Genomic DNA, 22,801 nt, shown 5'->3' on the forward strand with positions numbered 1-22,801 from the left:
CGTTGGCTGCCATCCGCAGCGTGGCCGGTCGCGTACCGGGTTGACAGTGGAGGTGGTGCAGATGCCGGCACGTCTGGTGCGCAGACCGGGGTAGGACGACGTCGATTGCTGCCTGTGCTGTGGAGGGACTGTCACCTTCCTGCGCTCGATCCTCGATGGTGGAGCTACCCCCGGGTGTGCGAGGCCGACGACGCCAAGAACCGCAAGCACTGGTCCGCGACCCCTGGCAGGGGCGCTATGTGCGCCGTTTCGCTGGTTGACCTCGGCCTGCGGCGTGGAGGAACCAGCCAAGTGCGGCTCCGACGGCGTACCAGAACAGGTCGGGCGTATGGAAAGTGGAGCCCAGAACGAGGCGGGCGACGACGCTCCGCCCGGACAGCTCCGCGGGCACCCCGCTGAGCTGGAGGAACTCGACCGCCCAGCTGATCCCCAGGGCGACCCCGGCAGCCGTCAGGGGCTTCGCCCGGGGCGCGGCCAGGACAACAAGGGCGTAGACGAGGGTGGCGTAGAGCGCGTCCCCGGCGTACTTGGCGATGTCTCCTTCCATCCCGGCCCTGGCCCCAAGCCCCACGACAACCGTCAGCACGGCCGCCCCGGCCGCCATGAGGCGGGTGCGCACCGGGCCGCCGCCGGTCACCGGTGGATCTGTCATGCGGACACTTTCTCATCCGGCTGCGTCGGGGCTCAGCCGCTCTAGTCGTGCTCGGGCGAGCGCCGGCGCTGGGGCCGGGGATGGATCGGTGGTAGAGAGCCGGGCAGGACGTGGCCACCATCAGCCCGGGCACGAGGGCCGACGCGGCCCTACCATCCCGGGGGTGGCGGCGTGTTCGGTGAATGACGCCCCGGCATGGCACCACAGCAGCCCATTGCCGAGTCTGTCGGCCCATCGGCGCATCCGCTTCCCCAGCACGAGTCCTAGAAATACGAGAGAGAAGCAGTCGGAGCGCCCATGGCGAAAGAACGAGTGACGGTGTGCCTTCCCGCCTGCGACAGAGGGGAGGTCCACGAGGCCATCGGCGCGGCCCTGGCCCCCTACGACTACAACCGCGAGGACGTACCCGATGACCCTGAGTGGATGGGTGAGTGGGACCACTGGCAGATCGACGGCCGTGGATGTGAGTTCCCCGTGCTCCCCAGATCCGAGGACGACCCGCGCCTCATCAGGGGCGAGCTGGACCTACGAGGCGTACCCCGTGTCTTCCCGCCCGGCACCTGCGACGGCGGCCCGCGAGGGCTCCTGGACTTCGACGCCGCCCGTCGGCCCGTGGCCGCCGAGGCCGCCCGGTTCCACGACTGGCACGACTTCGCAGCCCGCCACCCAGCCGCCCACCCGCTGGAATTCTTCTGGGAGAAGCACCAGGGAGACCCCGCCTGGCCGCCCCGCCGCGTTCACGAGGAGTATCTCGGCCAGGCCGTCCTCAAGGCTCTCCATGACGAACGGCCCGATCTGCGTGATCGGATCGGAAGCTACCCGGTGGGAGGCTTCGGCGACGACCTCGCCGCCTACGTGGAGGAGCGGGCCGTGGCGGTCCTGCCCACCAACGCCCTGCTCACCCTGGACGGCCAATGGCGCGGCATCGCGGGCCTGGAGCTGCGCCGCTATGTCAACGCCTACCTCGATGAGCTGCCGGCCGACGCGATCGTCGTCCGCGTCCTGTACCACGGGTAGTCGGCGCGAAGGTCTACGGTTGCCCACGAGTTGAGACAGGTGCCCCAGTCGGCGTTTCGGTGCTTCACTGTGCAAGCCCGCTACTCTCCGTGCTGGCCTGCGCTCCCAGATTGCGCCACAGCGGCGTGGCTCTCGCAGGTCAACGCCCGCGATCGCAAGAGTCCGCGAGGTCGGTGCGCTGCTGATTCTCCCCGGATTCTCCCCAGCGGCCTCAGCCCCGTCGGCACCTGCGATCGAGGCCGCACCTCCTCACGGCGGCGCCACTCGCGGCGATTGCTCAGAGCCAGTCCTTCCGCTTGAAGATGACGTACAGACTGGTGCATACGACCGCCATCAGGACGATCGCGAAGGGGTATCCGAGCGCCCAGTGCAACTCCGGCATGCTGTCGAAGTTCATGCCGTAGATCGTGCCGACCAGGGTCGGGGCGAACAGGATGGCCGCCCAGGACGAGATCTTCTTGATCTCCTCGTTCTGTTCGAAGCCCGCCTCCGCCAGTGCGCGCATCTCGGCGTTCTGTTGTTGGGTGACGAGGGTGGCGTTGACGGTGAGGATGTCGGTGAGGGCCTGGCGGAAGCCGTCGACGCGTTCGCTGGTGTGGGTGACGTGGTCGGCGACGTCGCGGAGGTAGCGCTGGAGTTCCTCCTCGGTGCCGTACTTGGCGAAACCCGCCATCAGGCCGTGCAGCATGCCGACCAGCGGGCGGGTGGCGCGCTGGAACTCGACCATTTCGCGGGAGAGTTCGTAGATGCGGCGGGACACCTCGGGGTCGCCACGGAAGACCTCGGTCTCGATCTCGTCGATGTCGTTCTGGACGCCGGCGACGACGGGGACGTAGCCGTCGACCACGGAGTCGAGAATCGCGTAGAGGACGGCCTCGGGACCGAGTTTCAGCAGCTCCGGGGTGTCCTCCATGCGTCGGCGCACCGCCGAGAGGTCCGGCGCCGCGCCGTGCCGGACGGTGATCACGAAGTCGGGGCCCACGAAGACGTGCAGTTCGCCGAAATAGACCTCCTCGGCCGCGTCCAGATAGCGGGCCGCGCTCAGGACGACGAAGAGTGTGTCGCCGTAGCGCTCCAGCTTCGGACGCTGGTGTGCCTCCATCGCGTCCTCGACGGCGAGCGGATGCAGGTCGAACTCGGCCGCCAGGGAGAGGAGTTCGGCCTCCGTGGGGCGGGCGAGGCCGATCCATGCCATGCCGGAGGGCTGGTCGCGCAGCTCTCGGAAGGTGTCGGCGAGGGAGGCGGGGGTCGAGACCCGTACGCCGTCGCGGTACAGGGCCGCCTGTACGACGCTGTCAGCGGCGGGTTCCGGCTCCGGAGGGTCGGCGCGCGGCGCCGGGGGCGTCACGCCGGTCGCGGCCGGCGGGTTCAGGGCGCGTCGCCAGACGGGCTTTCTGCCGTTCTTGGCGGTCGGACGGGGGCGTCGCTCGGACATTGCGGCTGCCTCCCAAGTCGCTGGTACATCGCTGTGATCACGGAGAAGGATATACGGGTCAAATGTCACGGGCGGGCAGTGGGCGTACCGTCCGGGCGGGCGTGCCCGTGAAGGGACTCACGGCTTGCGGACAGAAGGTGTCCGCAAGCCCCGTTAGCGTGCACACCATGACGACGAAGCCGAAGACGACGACGAGCGGCGTGGACGGGAGCAGGAAGGGGGGCGGGGGTGGGAACAGGGGGCGCGGCGTCGGCGCCCACTCCGCACCCCTACTCGAACCCCGCGCCCTCAACCGCGCGACCCTCGCCCGCCAGCTCCTCCTGCGCCGCTCCGCCGGTCGTGGCGTCACGGACGCCGTCCGGCACCTCGTGGGTCTTCAGGCGCAGAACGTGAAGCCGCCGTACTACGCCCTCGCCGCCCGACTCGAAGGGTTCCGGCCCGAGGAGTTGTCGACGGCCATGGAGGACCGTGCCGTCGTCCGCATCGTGACCCTGCGCTCCACCATCCACAGCCACACCGCCGACGACGCCCTCACCCTGCGACCTCTCGTGCAGGGCGCCCGCGACCGGGAGCTGAACAACTTCCGCAGGGGGCTCGCGGGTGTCGACCTGGACCGGCTCGCCGTGATCGCTCGGGAGCTGGTGGAAGCCGAGCCGCACACGATGAAACAGCTGCGTGAGGAACTGCTCGTCCACTGGCCGGACGCCGACCCCTTCGCGCTCTCGGTCGCCGCCCGCTGCCGACTGCCGCTCGTCCAGGTCACCCCGCGCGGGCTGTGGGGCCGCAGCGGCCAGGTCGCGCTGACCACCGCCGAACACTGGCTGGGCCGTCCCACCGAGCCCTCCCCGGGCCCCGACGCGGCCGTCCTGCGCTACCTCGCCGCGTTCGGGCCCGCCTCCGTGAAGGACATGCAGACCTGGGCGGGACTGACCCGGCTGCGCGAGGCCTTCGAACGCCTCCGCCCGCGACTGCTCACCTTCCGTGACGAGAACGGCGTCGAACTCTTCGACCTCCCGGACGCGCCCCGCCCCGATGCCGACACCCCGGCCCCGCCCCGTTTCCTGCCCGAGTTCGACAACCTGCTCCTCTCGCACGCCGACCGCTCCCGGGTGGTGCCCGCCGGTCTCAAAGGGCGTACCTGGGCGGGCAACCAGGCGTACTGCACGCTGCTCGTCGACGGCTTCCTGGCGGGCTTGTGGCGACAGGAGGGGGACGTGCTCACCATCGAACCGTTCGTCCGGCTCACGAAGGTCCAGCGGGAGGAGGTGGTGGCGGAGGCCGAGGGGCTGCTCCGGACACTGGCCGGCGCGTCGGCGTCGTACGACATCCGCTTCGGGACCGTGGCCGCGTAAGCCACGTACGTCTCCCGAGCCATGTACGTCTCCCCAGCCATGTACGTCACTTAAGTCGCGTACATCATCCGAGCCACGTACGTAGCCCGATGCACGTACGTCACCCGAACCACATACATCACCCGAGCCACGCACGTCACTGAAGTCGCGTAGCGCCCGTACGACCGTCCGGGGACTCACTCCGCGCGACCCGTCACCGCCACCGTCACCCCGAGCCCGATCAGGGTGCAGCCGCCCGCGCCCCCGATCAGCGACAGCCGACGGTCCGAGCCCGCGAACCAGGAGCGGGCCGCCGACGCCGTCAGCCCCCACAGGGTGTCGGTGACCAGCCCGATGGAGATCGGGATCAGACCGAGCACCAGCATCTGCACGGGCACCCGCCCCGCCGAGTGGTCCACGAACTGCGGCAGCACCGCCGCGAAGAAGACCAGCCCCTTGGGGTTGGTGAGGCCGACGAGGCCGCCGTCCAGGACGGTCCGCAGATCGCCGCGCGCCGCGCCCGCGGGCTCCTGTCGCAACGCCGAGGCCTTCATCTCCTTGCGGTGCCGGAACGCCCGCACCCCCAGCAGGACCAGATACGCGGCACCCGCCAGCTTCACCACCAGGAAGACGGTCAGCGAGCGCTCCACCAGCGAGCCGATCCCGAAGGCGACCGCGGCCACCAGCAGATACGAGCCGACGACATTGCCCAGCGCGGTCATCACCGCCGTGCGCCGGCCGTGCGCGAGCGCCCGACCGATCACGAACAGCACACTCGGCCCGGGAATCACGATCACCAGCAGCGACATCGCCGCGAACGCCAGGAACCGGTCCGTGGACACCATGTCCATCACCCCCAACGGCCGCCATTCAAACAGGGGCCCTACAGTCCCGGACATGGAACTGCGGCAACTCGTCTACTTCGTCACGGTCGCCGAGGAGTTGCACTTCGGGCGGGCGGCGGAGCGTCTGCACATCGTGCAGTCGGCCGTCAGCCAGCAGATACGGCGGCTGGAGCGGGAGCTGGGCGCCGAACTGTTCGACCGTTCACCGCGGCACGTACGGCTGACGGGGGCGGGGGAGCGGCTGCTGCCCGAGGCGCGGACGGTGCTCGCCGCCGTGGACCGGGCCCGCGCTGCGGTCGCCCCGGCCGAGGTGCTGCGTCTGGGCACCAGTACCGGACTCGGCGCTCACCTGGACCGGGTGCTCGCGGGCTTCGCCGAGCGGAAGCCCGCGGTCCAGGTCGAGCTGGTCTCGCTTCCCGCGCAGGAGCGGCTCGCGCGGGTCGTGGACGGTCGCCTCGACGCCGCGTTCGTACGGGGAGCGGAGCCCCTGGCGGGCGTACGTGTGCTGCCGTTGTGGCCCGATCCGCTGGTGGTCGCGCTGCCCGCCGGGCACCCCCTGGCCGCCCGCGACGGGATCGACCTCGCCGAACTGGCCCCACTCCCGCTGAGCATCACCGCGCGCCGGACCAACCCCGACCTGGTCGACCTGGTCGTCGGGGCCTGTCACGACGCCGGCTTCGAACCACTGCCCGGACCGGTGAGCGGCTCCCTGCAGGACACCCTCGCCAGCATCGGGACCCGGCCGCTGTGGACGGTCGTCTACGCCTCGCACGCCCGCGTCCTGCACAGCCCCCGGGTCGCCTTCGTCCCCTTCCGGGCACCGGGACTCGCGCTCACCACGGGACTCGCCGTGCACGGCGCGACGCCGACGCCTCACCTGGACGCCCTGCTCGCGGCCTGCGGCGATCACGAGAACTGATCGCTGCGGTCGCGGTCCGCTTCTTGGTCGACGAGCCCCCGCGCGATGAACTGGACCCGTACCCGGAAAGCGGCCGGAGCCGCCCCAGGAGAGGGAGTTCAGCCATGCCCATCGTCACCATCCAGCAGGGTCCGCGCGACGTCGAGCTCAAGCGGGACCTCGTCAAACGCGTGACCGACGCCTTCGTCGACGCGTACAGGATCCCCGCCGAGAGCGTGCACGTCTGGATCCACGAGGTGCCGGCGGACAGCTGGGGCAGTGCGGGGAAGCTGACCGCCGACAAGTAGAGGGGGAGAGCCGACAAAAGGAGGGGGAAACGGGGGAAGGGGGGAAATGGATAGGGGGCGTTGCGGGCCGCTCGTGGAGGCCCGCAACGCCCCCTGGCTTTCACCTGAGGGGTGCTCAGGAGTCTGGGGGTCCGTCGGCCGCCGGTGACGGACGAACCGTCACCGGCGACTGGTGGCTACGAGTTGATCTGCGTCTTCACCAGGCTCGAGAAGGTCGTCAGACGGGTGTAGACGCCCGGGTAGCCGGCCTCGGCGCAGCCGTTGCCCCAGGAGGTGATGCCCGCGAGGACGCCGCCGATGAGCAGCGGACCGCCGCTGTCGCCCTGGCAGGTGTCGGTACCGCCGTTGGTGTAACCGGCGCAGACCATGTCGCTGGCCACGAATTCGGAGCCGTAGGAGCCGGCGCAGCTGGAGTTGGACACGATCGGGACGGTCGCGGTGCGCAGTTGGTTGGAGGAGCTGCCGCTCTCCGAGGTGGTGCCCCAGCCGATGATGCGGGCGGTGGCGCCGGTGGCGTACACGCCGGTGTCCGTGGAGGCGACGTACGACGCCGGGGTGTACGACATCGACGTCGACAGGGTCAGTACGGCCACGTCGTCGCCGTTGGTGGCGTCGGTGTAGTCGGGGTTGATCCAGATCTTGCTGACCTTGCTGACGGTGCCGTTGGTGCCGTTGAGGTACGTTCTGCCGCCGACGACGCGGACGCTGCTCGTGGTCTCGCCGACCACGCAGTGGGCGGCGGTGACCACCTTGTTCGCCGCGACCAGGGTGCCACCGCAGAACTGGTTCTGCGAGGCGTCCGTGATCTGCATCATGAACGGGTACGCGGTGGTGGTCGTCGTCGTGCCGCCGACGATCGGCTGGGGGGCGGCGACGGCGCCGGGCGCGCCGAGGAGAGCGGTCGCGGCGGCGGCAGCGGTGGCCACGCAGAGAGCGGCGGTCCTCTTGGCACAGTTGAGCCCGAACATGGATCTCCTCAGAAGTTGCCGGTGGGGGGACGCGCGGGTGTGGGGGGTGAGGCACGGCGTCCGTGGGCTGACGCCGTGTGCCCGAGCGAGCGGCACGACGCTCACGCTAGAAGGCGGAAGGTGCCGCATCCAAGAGGGGAACCCCCTAGGCGAGTTGCGGGAGGGAAAACCCTTGCTCGAGAGGCACGGCGTTTAGTCACCGGTCGTTCGGCCGTGGGCTGTTGGGGGTTGCTCGCCCAGGTCCCCGCGCCCGTGAAGGGGCGCGGGGAAATTCACCCGCTCCGGCGCCCCGCAGCCAGCCGAACGATGTCCACCCGCGACCGTATCCCCAGCTTCCGGTACACCCGCGTCAGCGTCGCCTCGACGGTCTTCACGCTGATGAACAGCCGCGCGGCTATCTCCCGGTTGGTGGCGCCCTCCATGACCAGCGCCGCGACCTGACGCTCCGTCGCGGCGAGGCTGTCGAGCGCGGCGGGAGCGAGCGGTGTCGTGGCCGAGGCCGCCGTCGGCCCGGCCGCACTCGCGGACTCCACCTGCCGCAGCCACGGCAGCGCCCGGCAGCGGCGGAACAGCCGCGTCGCCTCGTCGTAGGAGGTCGGCCCCGGCCGGTGGGTGCGCAGTCCGGCGAGGGCGTACGCCGCCCGGGCCTCCTCCAGGCCGTAGCCCAGCTTGCCCAGCCGGTCCTGAGCGGCCGTCAGCTGACGTACCGCGGGCCCCTGTTCACCGCGCGCGGCCCGCACCAGCGCCTCCGCCCGGTCGAGCACGGCGAGCACGCTCTCCCGCCCGAGCCGCAGCGCCTGCGCCCGCGTGGCGTCGATGACGTCCTGCGCCTCGACCGGCTCACCGATCCGCACCAGCGCCTCGGCGAGGTCGCCGTGCCAGCGTCCCCGGGCCGGGTCCGTGACCCCGAGCCGTTCCTCCAGCTCCCGTACGCGCCGCAGGGACTGCACGACCGCGAGCGAGTCCCCGGCCACCAGCTGGGCGTGCCCGAGGGCGCCCAGGGCTCGCGAGAGGTAGACCAGGTCGCCGTCCTCCTCGGCGCGGTCCACGGCCTCCCGGGCCAGCGCCAGCGCCCGGTCGACGTCGCCGCCCGCGGCCTCGGCGAGCGAGGTGAACATGGCGGTGGCCGCCTCGCCGATTCCCGTGTCGCGGGCCAGCCGCAGGCTCTCCCGGGCCAGGTCGAGCGCCCGCCCGCAGTGCCCGGAGCGCAGCTCGGTCTCGGCGAGCCCGCGCAGGAAGTGCACCTCGCTCTCGACCATCCCGCGCCGCCGCACCTCGCGCAGCAGGGCGGTGATCGTGGTGCGGGCCTCGGCGAGCTGGTCGCCCATGATCAGCCAGCGGAAGCGGGCGGCGCCGGCGCCGTTGTGGTCGCACGCCACCCGGGGGTCCTGCGGCTCGCGCATCGCCCGCTGGATGGTGGCGGGTGCGCCCGGGTGGCCCATCAGGGTCTCCATCTGGGCCTGGAAGCCGAGCGCGAGGAGTTCGGTGGGCCGGTCCCCGGCGCGGGCGGCGAGCTGGGCGGCGATCGCGGCCTCCTCGCGGCCCTTGGCCATCTCGCCCTCCACCAGCAGGGCCCGCCAGGCGAGTTGGTAGCGCACGAGCGCGAGCAGCCGGGGATCCTCCCCGGCGTCGGCGAGGGCCTGCGGGAAGACCGCGTCGACCTCGGCCATGGCCTGCCCCGCCGCGTCGATGACGACCATCCAGGCGCGGACGCGGTCCGCCGGCGCCGTGACCCGGCGGAGCGCGTCGCGGGCGATGTCCCGTGCGAGGTCCGACTCCCCGGCGGTCAGCGCGTCCTCGGCGGCCTGCAACCGCCGCTCGTCCGGGCCGGGAACGGTCTCCGGTGGAGTGTGCCGGGCCGCGAGCAGCCCGAGCCCGGCCGCGACCGAGGGCGCGCCCCGGTCCCTGGCCGCGGCCGCCGCCTCCCCGAGCCGGGCGGCGACCTGCGGATCGGTACCGGTGCTGGCCAGGGCGAGGTGCCGGGCCCGTTCGATGGGGTCGGAGGCGGCCGTGGAGAGCGCGGCATGGGCGGCGCGGCGTTCCTGGGCGCTCGCCTCCGCGTACAGGGCGGCCGAGATCATCGGGTGCGCGAACCGGATGCCCGGTGTCTCGCGCTCGGTAGCCAGCAGTCCGAGGGAGGCGGCGTGCGCGGTCTCGGCCTCGGCGTTGTCGCGCCCGGCCGCGTGCAGCAGCGTCAGCGTGGGGCGGGCGCCCGCGCTCGCGACGAGCAGGGTGCGACGGGCTTCGGCCGAGAGCATCTCCAGACGACTGAGGACGAGCGCGCGCAACGAGGTCGGCACGGGCAGGGGTTCGCCGGGGCTCGGCCGGGCGGGATTCTCGGCGAGCGCGCGGCCGAGTTCCAGCGCGAAGAGCGGGTTGCCGCCGCTGGTGCGGTGGATGTCGCGGACGGTCGTGCGGGGCAGCCCGGTGTAGCCGCGGTGGCCGAGGAGTTCGGCGACCTGCGCGCGGGAGAGCGGGTTGAGCCGCACGGCCAGGGTGTCCGGCGGGGACGCGCGTAGATGGCGGTCGTGCTGTTGGTCCCGTGGCTCGGTGTCGGTGCGCACCGCGGACAGCATCCGTACGGGCATCTCGCCGAGCCTGCGGGCGGCGAAGCCGAGCAGTTCTGCGCTGGCCGGATCCAGCCACTGGAGGTCGTCGGCGACGATCAGGACCGGGCCCTGGGCGGCCAGCGCGCGCAGCACGGAGAGGACCGCGAGGCGCAGGGCGAGGCCGTCGCGTTGCAGGGTCGATTCTCCGCGGCCGGTGAGGGCCGATTCGAGGGCGGTGCGCTGCGGGGCGGGCAGCCGGTCGGAGACCTGGTCCACCACCAGGCCGAGGAGGTCGGCCAGGGCGAGGAAGGGCAGATGGGATTCGGACTCGGTCGCCGAGCAGCGCAAGACGGTGCGTGCCGATTCGGCGCATTCCGCGGCCAGCGCACGCAGAACGGTGGACTTTCCTATTCCGGCGGGGCCGTGCACCAGCACGCTGCCTCCGTCGGAGAGCTGCTCGCGCGCGCTCGCGAAGAGCTCCTCCCGTCCGATGACCAGGTCGGGGCGGGGTCTCGCAGGCTCCTTGAAGTCCCCTCGCACGGTCACCGCTCCCCTCGCTGTCGTGTCCGAGCCAATATTAGGCAACGACTCTTTGAATTTCGGAGTCTCGGGGTGGTGAGGGAAATAACAAGAGTGTTGGCATAACGTATTTCAGTGCGTCGCCGTCTGAATGGAGAACGCCAGGAGGAGGCCGCGGAGCGGCTGGTGACGGGGGTCGCGGAGCGGGCATAGGGGGCGGATGGGTCGGAAACCGCCGCGGAGCGACGGGGAAGAGGCCGCGGAGCGACGGGGAAGAGGCCGCGGAGCGGCCAAAGCCGGGGGAGCCGGAAAGCTACGGGAGCAAACCGGCTCGGCGCGCGGCGACCACGGCCTCCCACCGGGTGCGCGCGCCGAGCTTGCGCATGGCCGAGCGCAGATACCCCTTGACCGTCTCGGGCCGCAGCCCCAACCGCTCGGCGGCAACCCCGTTGGTGGCTCCCGCCGCGACGCAGGCGAGAACGTCCACCTCGCGCGGGGCGAGGTCGACGCGGGGCGTCCGGGCGTCGGACACCGCCGCACCCGCCAGCCGCCCGCACGCCTCCAGCAGTTCGGCCCGCAGCGCCGGGTCGACGATGCGCGGCGCCAGTGCCCGCAGCGCCCCGTGCGCCTCGCGGACCTCTTCCCACGCGGGGCTCCCGACCGCCGGTTCGGGCTCCCGGGCGACGGTCAGCAGCCCCTGCGCCTCGTCCCGTACGACCAGCGCCTGCTCCACGTCCCGGGCCGCCGCCACCGCCGCGCCGAGCGTGCGGTCACCCAGGGGCTGGGCCGTGCGCAGGGCGCCGTACAACACCCCGCGCACCCGGCGGCGTACGACGACGGGTACGGCGATCACGGAGCACAGGCCCTCCGTGGCGACCGCCACGTCGTACTCGTGGCTGATCTGCCGGGAGGCGGAGTAGTCCGTCACCGCGCAGGGCCGGGCCAACGCGACCGCCTTGCCGCCCAGGCCGTTGCCCGAGGACACGGCGAGGGCGCTGAGCGCGGGCGTCGCCGTACCGCTGAGTTCGCTGATACGTACCTGGGCGCGACCGGGTTCGACGAGGCCGCCGAAGGCGACCGGCAGCCCCGTGGCGCGCCGCAGTCGTACCAGCGCACCACGCATCTCCACCGCCTCGGCCGTGTCTGCTGCCACGTGTTCGCCCCTTCGTCGCGGCGTACCCCCGTTCGGGGGTGGTGAGACGTCCATCACGGAATACACGATGCTAGGGCCTTTGTCGAAGGCGGCTGTGCGGCAACGAGGAGGACACATGACGGTGACGAACGGTGCGACGGACGAGTTCCGCGCCGCGCGGGACTTCCTGCTGGAGCACCGTGCGGACTACACCACGGCGTACGAGGGCTTCGACTGGCCCCGCCCGGACGCCTTCAACTGGGCGCTCGACTGGTTCGACGTCATCGCACGGGGCAACGACCGCACCGCCCTGCACATCGTCGAGGAGGACGGCGAGCGCGCCGAGTTCTCCTTCGCCGCCCTCTCCGAGCGTTCGAACCGGGTGGCCAACTGGCTGCGCGCGCGGGGCGTACGCGCCGAGGACCGCGTGCTGGTCATGCTCGGCAACCAGGTCGAACTGTGGGAGACGGCCCTCGCCGCGATGAAACTGCGCGCCGTCGTCATCCCCGCGACCACCCTGCTCGGCCCCGCCGACCTGCGCGACCGGGTCGAGCGCGGCCGCGTCCGGCATGTGATCGTGCGCGCCGAGGACGCCGAGAAGTTCGACGAGGTGCCCGGTCGCCACACCCGGATCACGGTGGGGGGAGCGCGGCCCGGCTGGCAGTCGTACGAGGAGGCGTACGCCGCCGACGCGAGCTTCGAGCCCGAGGGCGTCACCCACTCGGACGACCCCCTGATGCTCTACTTCACCTCCGGCACCACCGCCCGCCCCAAGCTCGTCGAACACACCCACGCCTCCTACCCGATCGGTCATCTGTCGACGATGTACTGGATCGGGCTCAAGCCCGGCGACGTGCATCTGAACATCTCCTCGCCCGGCTGGGCCAAGCACGCCTGGTCCAACCTCTTCGCGCCCTGGAACGCGGAGGCGACCGTCTTCATCCACAACTACACGCGCTTCGACCCGGGCCGGCTGATGGCGGAGATGGACCGGGCGGGCGTCACCACCTTCTGCGCCCCGCCCACGGTCTGGCGGATGCTCATCCAGGCCGACCTGACGCAGCTGCGCACCCCGCCACGCGAGGCCGTCGCCGCCGGTGAGCCGCTGAACCCGGAGGTCATCGAGCAGGTGCGGCGCGCCTGGGGCGTCACCATCCGGGACGGCTTCGGGCAGACCGAGACGGCCGTCCAGGTCTCCAACAGCCCCGGGCAGCAGCTCAAGACGGGCTCCATGGGACGGCCGAGTCCCGGCTTCCGTGTCGAACTCCTCGACCCGGTCACGGGTGCGCCCGGGGCGGTGGAGGGGGAGATCGCGCTCGATCTGTCGGCGCGACCGGTGGGCGTGATGACCGGCTACCACGGCGACGCCGACCGCACGGCGGAGGCGATGGCGGGAGGCTACTACCGCACCGGTGACATCGGCGCCCGGGACGAGGACGGATACATCACCTACGTCGGCCGCGCCGACGACGTGTTCAAGGCCTCCGACTACAAGATCTCGCCCTTCGAGCTGGAGAGCGCCCTCCTGGAGCACGAGGCGGTGGCGGAGGCGGCCGTCGTCCCGGCCCCCGACGAACTGCGGCTCGCCGTCCCGAAGGCGTACATCGTCCTCGCCACCGGCCACGCACCGGGCCCCGACCTGGCGAAGGTGCTCTTCGAACACTCGCGGACGGTCCTCGCGCCGTACAAGCGCATCCGCCGTCTGGAGTTCGGCACACTTCCCAAGACCATCTCCGGCAAGATCCGCCGGATCGAGCTGCGCGAGGCCACGGCCGCCGGCTCGGACGCCGAGTACCGCGAGGAGGACTTCCGGTGAGCACACTCTCCTACGCGCACGGGACCAGCGCGACGGCCCTGCTCGGCGACACCATCGGGGCCAACCTGGACCGGGCGGTCGCGGCCTGGCCGGACCGGGAGGCGCTCGTCGACGTGCCGTCCGGGCGGCGCTGGACGTACGCCCAGTTCTCCGCGGGCGTCGACGAGTTGGCGTACGCGCTGCTGGCCACCGGCATCGCCAGGGGCGACCGGGTGGGCATCTGGGCGGTCAACTGCCCGGAGTGGGTGCTCGTCCAGTACGCCACCGCCCGCGTCGGCGCGATCATGGTGAACATCAACCCGGCCTACCGTACCCACGAGGTCGAGTACGTCCTCCAGCAGGCCGGCATCTCGCTGCTCTTCGCCTCCCTCAGCCACAAGACCAGCGACTACCGGGCGATGGTCGAGCAAGTGCGCGGCAGATGCCCGCAGTTGCGGGAGACCGTCTACATCGGCGACCCGAGCTGGGACGCCCTGATCGGGCGTGGGACCCCCGATCTGTACGAGGACTTCCGGGTCCGTGGGAGCGAGCTGTCCTGCGACGACCCCATCAACATCCAGTACACCTCGGGCACGACGGGCTTTCCCAAGGGGGCGACCCTCTCCCACCACAACATCCTCAACAACGGCTATTTCGTGGGCGAGTCGATCGCCTACAGCGAGCAGGACCGGATCTGCATCCCCGTGCCCTTCTACCACTGCTTCGGCATGGTGATGGGCAACCTCGCCGCGACCTCGCACGGCGCCTGCATGGTCATCCCCGCGCCCTCCTTCGATCCGGCGGCGACGCTCTGCGCGGTCCAGGAGGAGCGCTGCACCTCGCTGTACGGCGTACCGACCATGTTCATCGCGGAGTTGAACCTCCCCGGCTTCGCGACGTACGACCTGTCCTCGCTGCGCACCGGCATCATGGCGGGCTCGCCGTGCCCGGTCGAGGTGATGAAGCGCGTGGTCGCCGAGATGCACATGGCGGAGGTCTCCATCTGCTACGGCATGACCGAGACCTCGCCCGTGTCCCTGCAGACCCGCAGGGACGACGATCTGGAGCACCGCACCGGCACCGTCGGCCGGGTGCTCCCGCACCTGGAGGTGAAGGTCGTCGACCCGGCGGACGGGGTGACGCAGCCCCGCGGCACCGCCGGAGAGCTGTGCACCCGCGGCTACAGCGTGATGCTCGGCTACTGGAACGAGCCCGAGAAGACCGCCGAGGCCGTCGACGCGGGGCGCTGGATGCACACGGGCGACCTCGCCGTGATGCGTGAGGACGGGTACGTCGAGATCGTCGGCCGCATCAAGGACATGATCATCCGCGGCGGCGAGAACATCTACCCGCGCGAGATCGAGGAGTTCCTCTACGCCCATCCGAAGATCGCCGACGTCCAGGTGGTCGGGGTGCCCCACGAGCGCTACGGCGAGGAGGTGCTCGCCTGCGTCATCCCGCTGGACCCGGCCGACCCCCTGACGCTGGAGGAACTGCGCGCCTTCTGCGAGGGCCGGTTGGCCCACTACAAGATCCCCAGCCGCCTGCAGGTCCTGGAGTCCTTCCCGATGACGGTGTCGGGGAAGGTCCGCAAGATCGAACTGCGGCAGACCTACGCCGAATAGAGCGCTCCCCGCTGCCGGGGTTCAGGCCCCGGTGGCGAGGAGTTCGTCGGCGTGGGTGTTCACCGGCTGGGGGGTGCCCGTGAGGTCGAGCGCGAAGAGGGGGATCCCGAGGGCGTCGGCGCGGCCGCGGGCGTCGTCCGCGTACCCGGCCAGGGAGAAGTAGACGCATCCCGTGGACTCCGACATGGCCGTCAGCCACAGGCACTCCACGTCGCGCAGTGTGGCCGGACGGACGGTGGGGTCCACCTGTGCCAGCATGCCGCGGGCGGCGAGTCCGATGCCCGAGGGCGGGCGCTGGTCCGCCCTGCGGATGTCGCGGTAGCCGAGCCACCGCAGATACAGCGCGGCCGCCGTGACGGCGTCCCGGGCGGTGCGGATGGTCACCGGCTGGAACACCGGGCGAGGTGTCGGAGTGGTGCGGGGCAGTGGCAGGTGGTCGGGGATGAGGGGGCTTCCCGGCGTGGTGGCTGCCGTACCGGGGGGCGGTGGCTCGGGGGTGTGCGGTGCCGCCTCCGGTTCCGTCTCCAGGTCCGCGGGGGCACCGGTGCCCGGCACGACCTCCGCGCGCAGGGGGCGCCGTACCCCTCGTACCGGAATCCGCAGCATGACCCCGCAGGGGCAGCCCAGTTCCGGATGGGGCCACTGGTCCGCGCGCCCGCAGGTGTCGCAGGGGACCGTGACCCAGTCCTCGTCCCAGGTGCGGTGGGTGACCGGCGCGGGATCGGCGAGGCGGTCGAGCGGAGGCGTGACGGGGGCGCCGCACACGCACGGGTACGACGGCGCGGCAAAGAGATGCTCGCGACGGCAGGCCGGACACCGCACCGGCACGCTCTCGGCCATGGCCCACTCCAGGACGTCACGTCGGGACAGCGTGTCCATCGTCCTCCAAGCGGGGGCCCGCGGCAGCGAAACGCTCCGACAGCCCCCGCCCGTCCCTCCCGCGGATCCAGCCGGGGGTGCGCACCCTTGACGCTCTTCGGCACGCCACCTACATTGTTTCCAGATAGTAGAAGTTAACTTCCGCAATGTGGAATCACCGCATGCGGAATCACCAGGAATCACCAGCTCTCCGAGGGGCGCGACGGGAGCGCGAATCCGACAGCCGAAGCAGGAGTACTCCATGGCTCGTATGACCGCTGCCCGTGCGGCAGTCGAGATCCTCAAGCGTGAGGGCGTCAGCGACGCGTTCGGCGTCCCGGGCGCGGCGATCAACCCCTTCTACGCGGCCCTCAAGGCCGCCGGGGGGATCGGCCACACCCTCGCCCGCCATGTCGAGGGCGCCTCGCACATGGCGGAGGGCTACACCCGCACCCGCCCGGGCAACATCGGCGTCTGCATCGGCACGTCGGGACCCGCGGGCACCGACATGATCACCGGCCTCTACTCCGCCCTCGGTGACTCGATCCCGATCCTGTGCATCACGGGCCAGGCGCCGACCGCCGTGATCCACAAAGAGGACTTCCAGGCCGTCGACATCGCCTCGATCGCGAAGCCGGTGACCAAGATGGCGGTCACCGTGCTGGAGGCGGCCCAGGTTCCCGGCGTCTTCCAGCAGGCCTTCCACCTCATGCGCTCCGGCCGTCCGGGCCCGGTCCTCATCGACCTGCCCATCGACGTCCAGCTCACCGAGATCGAGTTCGACCCGGAGACGTACGAGCCGCTCCAGGCGTACAAGCCCGCCGCCACCCGCGCCCAGATCGAGAAGGCGATCGGGCTGCTGAACGAGTCCGAACGGCCCCTGATCGTCGCCGGCGGCGGTGTCATCAACGCCGACGCTTGCGAACTCCTCGTGGAATTCGCCGAGTTGACGGGCATCCCGGTCGTCCCCACCCTGATGGGCTGGGGCGTCCTGCCCGACGACCACGAGCTGAACGCCGGCATGGTGGGCCTGCAGACCTCGCACCGCTACGGCAACGCGACCTTCCTGGAGTCCGACTTCGTCCTGGGTATCGGCAACCGCTGGGCCAACCGCCACACCGGCAAGCTGGACGTCTACACCGCGGGCCGCACCTTCGTCCACGTCGACATCGAGCCCACCCAGATCGGCAAGATCTTCGCCCCGGACTACGGCATCGCCTCCGACGCGAGGGCCGCGCTCGAACTGTTCGTCCAGGTGGCGCGGGAACTCAGGGCCGAGGGCCGGCTGCCGGACCGCTCCGCGTGGGCCGCCGCCGCCCAGGAGCGCAGGGCGACTCTCCAGCGCCGTACGCACTTCGACGACATCCCGATCAAGCCGCAGCGCGTCTACGAGGAGATGAACAAGGCCTTCGGCCCGGAGACCCGGTACGTCTCCACCATCGGCCTCTCGCAGATCGCCGGCGCCCAGATGCTGCACGTCTACCGGCCCCGGCACTGGATCAACTGCGGCCAGGCGGGACCGCTCGGCTGGACGGTCCCGGCCGCGCTGGGCGTCGCCAAGGCCGATCCCGAGGCCTCCGTCGTCGCCCTCTCCGGCGACTACGACTTCCAGTTCATGATCGAGGAACTGGCCGTCGGCGCCCAGCACCGGATCCCGTACGTCCACGTCCTGGTCAACAACGCCTACCTGGGCCTGATCCGCCAGGCGCAGCGGGCCTTCGACATCGACTTCCAGGTCAAGCTGGAGTTCGAGAACATCAACTCGCCCGAGCTCGGCGTCTACGGCGTCGACCACGTCAAGGTCGTCGAGGGCCTCGGGTGCAAGGCGATCCGCGTCACCGACCCGGCCGAGCTGGGCGCGGCCTTCGAGCAGGCCAAGAAGCTCGCCGCCGAGTACCGGGTGCCGGTCGTCGTCGAGGCGATCCTGGAGCGCGTCACCAACATCTCGATGTCCACGACGAACGACATCGGAAACGTCGTGGAGTTCGAGGAGATCGCGACCGAGCCGGGCCACGCGCCCACGTCCATCAGGACGCTGAAGGTCTGACGTACGCGTTCCTCGCGTACCGGTCGCGCACGTACCAGGGGCGGTTCACCGTGTGGGTGAGCCGCCCCTCGTGTTGTTCCCCCGTGTTCCCCCGTACCCCCGTCGCGAGGCCCGCCGCCCCCGTGCCGGCGGGCCTCGTGTGCCGAGAATGTGCCCATCACGGGGGTGAGTTGAAGCCCCTGGAGTCGTGTTCAGAGCTTGATTTGAGGGTTGCGTAGTCGGCGTACGTCCACTGGAGTACGTGTCCGGGGCATGGTGTCAGTCCTCCGGGAGCTCGAGCTCCTCGAATCCCGGCCAGTGGTCGGGGCCGCCGCCCTGCCAGTCGATGATGTCGCTCTTGTCGACCTCGATCTCGTCCAGGTCGACCTCGGCCCGTCGCAGGATCTCGATGACGTCGTCGAGGTGGTAGGCGACACCGAGCGTCTCGTCCCCCGTGGTGACCCGTCGCGAGCCGTCCAGTGCCGGGGCGTGCACGACGATGCTGGGATAGTCCATGCTTTCAGGCTGCTGCGCTCCGGCCGACTCCGCACCCCGGGAGCGCGCCGGGAGTACCCCCGAGCACCCCGGGAGCACGCCGGGAAGCGCGCCGAGGCGCCGGGTACGGAGTCCGTACCCGGCGCCTCGCTCGGTGTGTGACGGGGACCGCGGCGGCCGCGACGGAACCGGGGCCGCCCTTCCCTCAGGTCGAGAAGGGGGTCCCGGGACCTTCACCACCGCACTGGCTCACATCCGCCGCGGTCCTCGTCGTGCCCGCGTGCCACCGGCGACCACCCCTCATCCGGGTCGCTCAGGTCCTCGCGGGCCGCGCGTCACCGGGCCGACCTCCCGTCTGGCCCGGTGACGCGGTCAGGGGTCAGTCCTCGCGCAGGGCGTGGACCGCTTCCGCCACGCGCCGGCCGTACTCCGGGTCGGCGGCGTGGAAGTGGGCGAGGTTCTTCTCGACGACGTCGTCGCGGGAGACCTGCGCGAGGCCACCGGCGATGTTGGCGATCAGCCGGGACCGCTCGTCGGCCGACATCAGGCGGTAGAGCTCGCCGGCCTGGAAGAAGTCGTCGTCCTTGGTGTGCAGGGGAGCCTCGTGGGCGCCGGTCCAGCCGGCGACGGCCAGCGGGGCCGACAGCGGGCGGCCGGTCTCGGCCGGGCCGCCGTAGGAGTTCGGCTCGTAGTTCTTGGCGGCGCGGCCCTGCGCGTTGGATGCCATGAAGCCGTCGCGGCCGTAGTTGTCCGCGGTCGTGGCCTTCGGAGCGTTCACGGCGAGTTGGGTGTGGTTGACGCCGAGGCGGTAGCGGTGGGCGTCCGCGTAGGCGAACAGCCGGCCCTGGAGCATCTTGTCGGGGGAGGGGCCGATGCCCGGAACGAAGTTGTTCGGGGAGAACGCGGCCTGCTCGACCTCGGCGAAGACGTTGTCGGGGTTGCGGTCCAGGACCAGTCGGCCCACGCGCTGGAGCGGGAAGTCCCGGTGCGGCCACACCTTGGTGAGGTCGAAGGGGTTGAAGCGGTAGTCCGCCGCCTCGGCCGCGGGCATGATCTGGACGTAGAGGGTCCAGGACGGGCGTACGCCCCGCTCGATGGCCTGCAGGAGGTCCGTCTGGTGGGAGTTCGGGTCCTTGCCCGCGATCTCCTGCGCCTGCTCGGTGGAGAGGCTTCGGACGCCCTGGTTCGTCTTGAAGTGGTACTTGACGAAGAAGGCCTCACCCTCGGCGTTCGTCCACTGGTAGGTGTGCGAGCCGTAGCCGTTCATGTGCCGGTACGAGGCGGGGATGCCGCGGTCGCCCATCAGCCAGGTCACCTGGTGCGTGGCCTCGGGGGCGTGCGCCCAGAAGTCCCAGACGTTGTCCGGCTCCTGCTTGCCCGTGAACGGGTCGCGCTTCTGGGAGTGGATGAAGTCGGGGAACTTGAGCGGGTCCTTGATGAAGAAGACCGGGGTGTTGTTCCCGACGAGGTCGTAATTCCCCTCCTCCGTGTAGAACTTGACCGCGAAGCCGCGCGGGTCGCGGACCGCGTCCGCGCCGCCCAGGTTGTCGGCCACGGTGGAGAAGCGGAGGAAAACCTCGGTGCGCTTGCCGACCGTGTTCAGGAAGTCGGCGTGGGTGAAGCCGGTGACGTCGTCCGTGACCTCGAAGTGGCCGTACGCGCCGGAGCCGCGGGCGTGCACCACGCGCTCCGGGATGCGCTCGCGGTTGAACCGGGCGAGCTTCTCCAGGAGGTGCTGGTCCTGGAGGAGGAGCGGGCCGCCTGCGCCGGCGGTGGCTGAGTTCTGGTTGTCGGCGACCGGAGCACCGGACTCGGTCGTAAGCACACGCTTCGACATCGTGGACCTTCCATGCGAGGGGCAGCGGAAACCGACTTCCGCTTTGTGGAGCCTAGGTTTGGGGCGTTCCGAACGTCAACAGGTTGTTGAAGTGGGTCGGGTTCCGGGTGGCGCCACCGCTTGGGCGCGACAGGACAGGTGTCAGCGACGACACCACCCGGAAGTCTCAGAACCACCCCGAGGCCGTCGGGGCTGCGCCGGACACATCGTGGGCTGCGGTCGACGCGGCGGGCCGCGCCGAGGCCTCGGGCCGCGCCCGACGTAAGGACCGCGCCCGCTGCGACCGGGCCGTGCCCATCGTGCGGGGCTGTGCCCGAGGTGCCGGGGCCGCGCCCGGTCCATGCACCGGGGCTGCATCCGAGGCCGTCGGGCCGCGTCCGGTGTGCCGGGGCTGTGCCCGTCGTGTCGGGCTGTGCCCGGGACATCGGGGCCGCGCCCGGTGTGCCGGGGCTGCGCCTGTCGTGTCGGGCTGCGCCCGATGCACCGGTCGCGCCCGACGTACGGGCCTTGACCGCCGTGTCGGGGCCGTGCCCCTCGTGCCGGGGCGGGCTCGTCAGAGTTGTGCGCCCGAGAGGCGTTCCACGGAGCGGAGGAGGGCCGAGTGGTCGAGGCCGCCGTCGCCCTGGGCGCGCAGGGAGGCGACGAGCTGGGCGACCACGGCGCCCACCGGCAGCGCGGCGCCGACCGTGCGGGCGGCGTCCGTGACGATGCCCAGGTCCTTGTGGTGCAGGTCGATGCGGAAGCCCGGCTTGAAGTCGCGGTTCAGGAAGTTGTCCTTCTTCCGCGTCAGTACGGTGGAGCCGGCGAGCCCGCCGCCCAGGACGTCGAGCGCGGCCTTCAGGTCCACGCCGGACTTCTCCAGGAAGACCACGGCCTCGGCGCACGCCTGGATGTTCACGGCGACGATCAGCTGGTTCGCGGCCTTCACGGTCTGGCCGGAGCCGTGCGGACCGCAGAGCACGATGGTCTTGCCGAGCGCCTCGAAGAGCGGCTCGGCCTCGTCGAAGTCGGCCTGCTCGCCGCCGACCATGATCGACAGCACGGCCTCGATCGCCCCGGCCTCGCCGCCGGACACGGGAGCGTCCAGAACCCGGATCCCCTTCGCGGCGGCCGCCTTCGCGAGGTCGATGGAGGTCTGCGGGGTGATCGACGACATGTCGATCAGCAGCGCGCCGGACCTCGCGTTCTCCAGGATGCCGTCGGGGCCGTACGCGATGGCCTCGACCTGCGGGGAGGCGGGCACCATCGTGATCACCACGTCGGCGTCCCGCACGGCCTCGGCGATCGAGCCGGCGGCCGTACCGCCCGCGGCGGCGAGGCGCTCCAGCTTGTCCTGCTCCAACGTGAACCCGGTGACGTCGTACCCGGCCTTGACCAGGTTCTCCGACATGGGGGAGCCCATGATGCCGAGACCGATCCAGGCGACCGCCGGACGGGCCGGGCGGTTCGGGTGGGAAGAATCTGCAAGAGTGCTGCTCATGAGGGTGCCTCTCTGACTGCTGTGATACGTCGATGAGTTGCCGCTCAGCGGGCGGCTCGGGCCTCGGCCGGCAGCCAGTCGAAGGCCGCCGCGCTCGGACGGTCGCCCGGCTTGTACTCCAGGCCGACCCAGCCCTCGTAGCCGGCCTTCCTCAGCCGGCCGAGCAGGTCCTCCAGGGGCAGGGTCCCGGTGCCCGGGGCGCCGCGCCCGGGATTGTCGGCGATCTGCACGTGGCCGGTCTTCGCGGCGTACCGCTCGATCACCGACGGCAGGTCCTCGCCGTTCATGGACAGGTGGTACAGGTCCATGAGGAACCTGGCGTTGCCGAGGCCGGTCGCCTCGTTGACCCTGTCGACGACGGCGACTCCCGCCGGGGCGCTCACCAGGGGATAGAGCGGCGACTCGGGCTGGTTGAGGGTCTCGATCAGGAGGATCGCGCCGATCCGGTCGGCGGCCCGCGCCGCGAGGACCAGGTTCTCCAGCGCGAGCGCGTCCTGCTCGGCCGCCTCCACGCCCTCGACACGGTTGCCGTACAGCGCGTTGAGGGCCTTGCAGCCCAGCGACCGCGCGAAGTCGGCCGCCACGTCGATGTTGGCGCGGAACCTCTCCGACTCGGCGCCGGGGATCGACAGCGCGCCCCGGTCGGGGCCGGGCAGCTGTCCGGCGTAGAAGTTCAGCCCCGTCAGCTGGACGCCCGCGTCCTCGATCGCCTTCTTCAAGGCGTCGAGTTCGGACCGCTCCGGGGTGGGGGAGTCGACCCAGGGCCACCACAGCTCGACCGCGGTGAAGCCCGCCGCGGCGGCGGCCGCGGGGCGCTCCAGGAGCGGGAGTTCGGTGAAGAGGATCGACAGGTTGACGTTGAAGCGTTGCTCGGTGGCTGTGCCCCATTCGGAACCCGGCATGTGGCTCGGCGCTCCCTTCCGTGTCGAGACGTTCGCCTCCGTGTCGAGACGGTCGCCGGCGAGAGTCGAGACGTGAATTCCGTATTGCGGAATTTCGTTTCTGCTTAATGGAAGACTGCCGCCGGGTGT

Annotated in this window: 18 protein-coding genes; 7 read left to right on the forward strand and 11 right to left on the reverse strand. The window is 71.2% G+C overall.

Annotated features, from left to right (window positions below; all coding sequences use genetic code 11):
- Nucleotides 1-235: 235 nt before the first annotated feature.
- The gene (locus tag AAFF41_RS36545; RefSeq protein ID WP_319752348.1) at nucleotides 236-652 is read right to left on the reverse strand and encodes a ribosomal maturation YjgA family protein; all 417 of its coding nucleotides are present in this window, start codon (nucleotides 650-652) and stop codon (nucleotides 236-238) included.
- Nucleotides 653-949: 297 nt separating this feature from the next.
- Here AAFF41_RS36545 and AAFF41_RS36550 point away from each other — a divergent pair, with 297 nt between their 5' ends.
- Entirely contained in the window at nucleotides 950-1,669 is a 720-nt protein-coding gene (locus AAFF41_RS36550; RefSeq protein ID WP_343325287.1) for a hypothetical protein, read from the forward strand.
- Between the two features lie 277 nt (nucleotides 1,670-1,946).
- Here the strand turns inward: AAFF41_RS36550 and AAFF41_RS36555 are convergent, their stop codons facing one another.
- Nucleotides 1,947-3,104: a magnesium and cobalt transport protein CorA gene (locus AAFF41_RS36555; RefSeq protein ID WP_319752350.1), complete on the reverse strand. Its 1,158-nt coding sequence runs from the start codon at nucleotides 3,102-3,104 to the stop codon at nucleotides 1,947-1,949.
- A gap of 167 nt (nucleotides 3,105-3,271) precedes the next feature.
- Between AAFF41_RS36555 and AAFF41_RS36560 the strand changes: the two genes are divergently transcribed.
- A complete protein-coding gene (locus tag AAFF41_RS36560) occupies nucleotides 3,272-4,456 on the forward strand; it encodes a winged helix DNA-binding domain-containing protein (RefSeq protein ID WP_319752351.1) in 1,185 nt (394 codons plus the stop codon).
- 176 nt (nucleotides 4,457-4,632) lie between these two features.
- Here AAFF41_RS36560 and AAFF41_RS36565 read toward each other — a convergent pair whose 3' ends face one another.
- Nucleotides 4,633-5,280, reverse strand: coding sequence for a LysE family translocator (locus AAFF41_RS36565; protein WP_343325288.1), 648 nt, complete (start codon nucleotides 5,278-5,280; stop codon nucleotides 4,633-4,635).
- 52 nt (nucleotides 5,281-5,332) lie between these two features.
- Between AAFF41_RS36565 and AAFF41_RS36570 the strand changes: the two genes are divergently transcribed.
- Nucleotides 5,333-6,199: a LysR family transcriptional regulator gene (locus AAFF41_RS36570; RefSeq protein ID WP_319752353.1), complete on the forward strand. Its 867-nt coding sequence runs from the start codon at nucleotides 5,333-5,335 to the stop codon at nucleotides 6,197-6,199.
- Nucleotides 6,200-6,303: 104 nt separating this feature from the next.
- Nucleotides 6,304-6,486, forward strand: a complete 183-nt coding sequence (gene dmpI / locus AAFF41_RS36575; protein ID WP_054237041.1) for a 4-oxalocrotonate tautomerase DmpI — start codon at nucleotides 6,304-6,306, stop codon at nucleotides 6,484-6,486.
- A 176-nt stretch (nucleotides 6,487-6,662) separates the two neighbouring features.
- Here the strand turns inward: dmpI and AAFF41_RS36580 are convergent, their stop codons facing one another.
- From AAFF41_RS36580 to AAFF41_RS36590, 3 genes are all read right to left on the reverse strand, one after another.
- The gene (locus AAFF41_RS36580; RefSeq protein WP_319752354.1) at nucleotides 6,663-7,454 is read right to left on the reverse strand and encodes a S1 family peptidase; all 792 of its coding nucleotides are present in this window, start codon (nucleotides 7,452-7,454) and stop codon (nucleotides 6,663-6,665) included.
- A 272-nt stretch (nucleotides 7,455-7,726) separates the two neighbouring features.
- Nucleotides 7,727-10,549 carry an AAA family ATPase gene (locus tag AAFF41_RS36585; protein WP_319752355.1) on the reverse strand — a complete coding sequence of 941 codons (2,823 nt, stop codon included), beginning with the start codon at nucleotides 10,547-10,549 and terminating at the stop codon, nucleotides 7,727-7,729.
- Nucleotides 10,550-10,835: 286 nt separating this feature from the next.
- Nucleotides 10,836-11,675, reverse strand: a complete 840-nt coding sequence (locus tag AAFF41_RS36590; protein ID WP_319752356.1) for a response regulator transcription factor — start codon at nucleotides 11,673-11,675, stop codon at nucleotides 10,836-10,838.
- Between the two features lie 115 nt (nucleotides 11,676-11,790).
- Between AAFF41_RS36590 and AAFF41_RS36595 the strand changes: the two genes are divergently transcribed.
- Both AAFF41_RS36595 and AAFF41_RS36600 read left to right on the forward strand, forming a co-directional pair.
- Entirely contained in the window at nucleotides 11,791-13,470 is a 1,680-nt protein-coding gene (locus AAFF41_RS36595; RefSeq protein ID WP_319752357.1) for an AMP-binding protein, read from the forward strand.
- Nucleotides 13,467-15,074 (forward strand): AMP-binding protein, encoded by a 1,608-nt coding sequence (locus AAFF41_RS36600; protein ID WP_343325289.1) that lies wholly within the window; start codon nucleotides 13,467-13,469, stop codon nucleotides 15,072-15,074. Before AAFF41_RS36595 ends, AAFF41_RS36600 begins: the two co-directional genes overlap by 4 nt.
- 21 nt (nucleotides 15,075-15,095) lie before the next feature.
- On the opposite strand, the gene AAFF41_RS36605 is transcribed toward AAFF41_RS36600, so the two are convergent.
- Nucleotides 15,096-15,953 carry a hypothetical protein gene (locus AAFF41_RS36605; RefSeq protein WP_425526187.1) on the reverse strand — a complete coding sequence of 286 codons (858 nt, stop codon included), beginning with the start codon at nucleotides 15,951-15,953 and terminating at the stop codon, nucleotides 15,096-15,098.
- Between the two features lie 241 nt (nucleotides 15,954-16,194).
- Between AAFF41_RS36605 and gcl the strand changes: the two genes are divergently transcribed.
- A complete protein-coding gene (gene gcl / locus AAFF41_RS36610) occupies nucleotides 16,195-17,979 on the forward strand; it encodes a glyoxylate carboligase (protein WP_343325290.1) in 1,785 nt (594 codons plus the stop codon).
- A gap of 258 nt (nucleotides 17,980-18,237) precedes the next feature.
- Here the strand turns inward: gcl and AAFF41_RS36615 are convergent, their stop codons facing one another.
- From AAFF41_RS36615 to AAFF41_RS36630, 4 genes are all read right to left on the reverse strand, one after another.
- Nucleotides 18,238-18,474, reverse strand: a complete 237-nt coding sequence (locus tag AAFF41_RS36615) for a hypothetical protein (RefSeq protein ID WP_060894364.1) — start codon at nucleotides 18,472-18,474, stop codon at nucleotides 18,238-18,240.
- Nucleotides 18,475-18,832: 358 nt separating this feature from the next.
- A complete protein-coding gene (locus AAFF41_RS36620) occupies nucleotides 18,833-20,290 on the reverse strand; it encodes a catalase (protein ID WP_343325291.1) in 1,458 nt (485 codons plus the stop codon).
- 553 nt (nucleotides 20,291-20,843) lie between these two features.
- A complete protein-coding gene (locus tag AAFF41_RS36625; RefSeq protein WP_319752361.1) occupies nucleotides 20,844-21,770 on the reverse strand; it encodes a 2-hydroxy-3-oxopropionate reductase in 927 nt (308 codons plus the stop codon).
- Nucleotides 21,771-21,814: 44 nt separating this feature from the next.
- Nucleotides 21,815-22,672, reverse strand: a complete 858-nt coding sequence (locus AAFF41_RS36630) for a TIM barrel protein (RefSeq protein WP_217570930.1) — start codon at nucleotides 22,670-22,672, stop codon at nucleotides 21,815-21,817.
- Between the last annotated feature and the right edge of the window lie 129 nt (nucleotides 22,673-22,801).

It is taken from the genome of Streptomyces mirabilis (assembly GCF_039503195.1).
In the GTDB taxonomy this organism is placed as follows: domain Bacteria; phylum Actinomycetota; class Actinomycetes; order Streptomycetales; family Streptomycetaceae; genus Streptomyces; species Streptomyces mirabilis_D.

What these genes read in the sequence shown, in the direction of transcription:
- AAFF41_RS36545 (WP_319752348.1), bottom strand. Translation starts at nt 652, where the DNA reads ATGACAGATCCACCGGTGACCGGCGGCGGCCCGGTGCGCACCCGCCTC.
- AAFF41_RS36550 (WP_343325287.1), top strand. Translation starts at nt 950, where the DNA reads ATGGCGAAAGAACGAGTGACGGTGTGCCTTCCCGCCTGCGACAGAGGG.
- AAFF41_RS36555 (WP_319752350.1), bottom strand. Translation starts at nt 3,104, where the DNA reads ATGTCCGAGCGACGCCCCCGTCCGACCGCCAAGAACGGCAGAAAGCCC.
- AAFF41_RS36560 (WP_319752351.1), top strand. Translation starts at nt 3,272, where the DNA reads ATGACGACGAAGCCGAAGACGACGACGAGCGGCGTGGACGGGAGCAGG.
- AAFF41_RS36565 (WP_343325288.1), bottom strand. Translation starts at nt 5,280, where the DNA reads ATGGTGTCCACGGACCGGTTCCTGGCGTTCGCGGCGATGTCGCTGCTG.
- AAFF41_RS36570 (WP_319752353.1), top strand. Translation starts at nt 5,333, where the DNA reads ATGGAACTGCGGCAACTCGTCTACTTCGTCACGGTCGCCGAGGAGTTG.
- dmpI (WP_054237041.1), top strand. Translation starts at nt 6,304, where the DNA reads ATGCCCATCGTCACCATCCAGCAGGGTCCGCGCGACGTCGAGCTCAAG.
- AAFF41_RS36580 (WP_319752354.1), bottom strand. Translation starts at nt 7,454, where the DNA reads ATGTTCGGGCTCAACTGTGCCAAGAGGACCGCCGCTCTCTGCGTGGCC.
- AAFF41_RS36595 (WP_319752357.1), top strand. Translation starts at nt 11,791, where the DNA reads ATGACGGTGACGAACGGTGCGACGGACGAGTTCCGCGCCGCGCGGGAC.
- AAFF41_RS36605 (WP_425526187.1), bottom strand. Translation starts at nt 15,953, where the DNA reads ATGGACACGCTGTCCCGACGTGACGTCCTGGAGTGGGCCATGGCCGAG.
- gcl (WP_343325290.1), top strand. Translation starts at nt 16,195, where the DNA reads ATGGCTCGTATGACCGCTGCCCGTGCGGCAGTCGAGATCCTCAAGCGT.
- AAFF41_RS36615 (WP_060894364.1), bottom strand. Translation starts at nt 18,474, where the DNA reads ATGGACTATCCCAGCATCGTCGTGCACGCCCCGGCACTGGACGGCTCG.
- AAFF41_RS36620 (WP_343325291.1), bottom strand. Translation starts at nt 20,290, where the DNA reads ATGTCGAAGCGTGTGCTTACGACCGAGTCCGGTGCTCCGGTCGCCGAC.
- AAFF41_RS36625 (WP_319752361.1), bottom strand. Translation starts at nt 21,770, where the DNA reads ATGAGCAGCACTCTTGCAGATTCTTCCCACCCGAACCGCCCGGCCCGT.
- AAFF41_RS36630 (WP_217570930.1), bottom strand. Translation starts at nt 22,672, where the DNA reads ATGCCGGGTTCCGAATGGGGCACAGCCACCGAGCAACGCTTCAACGTC.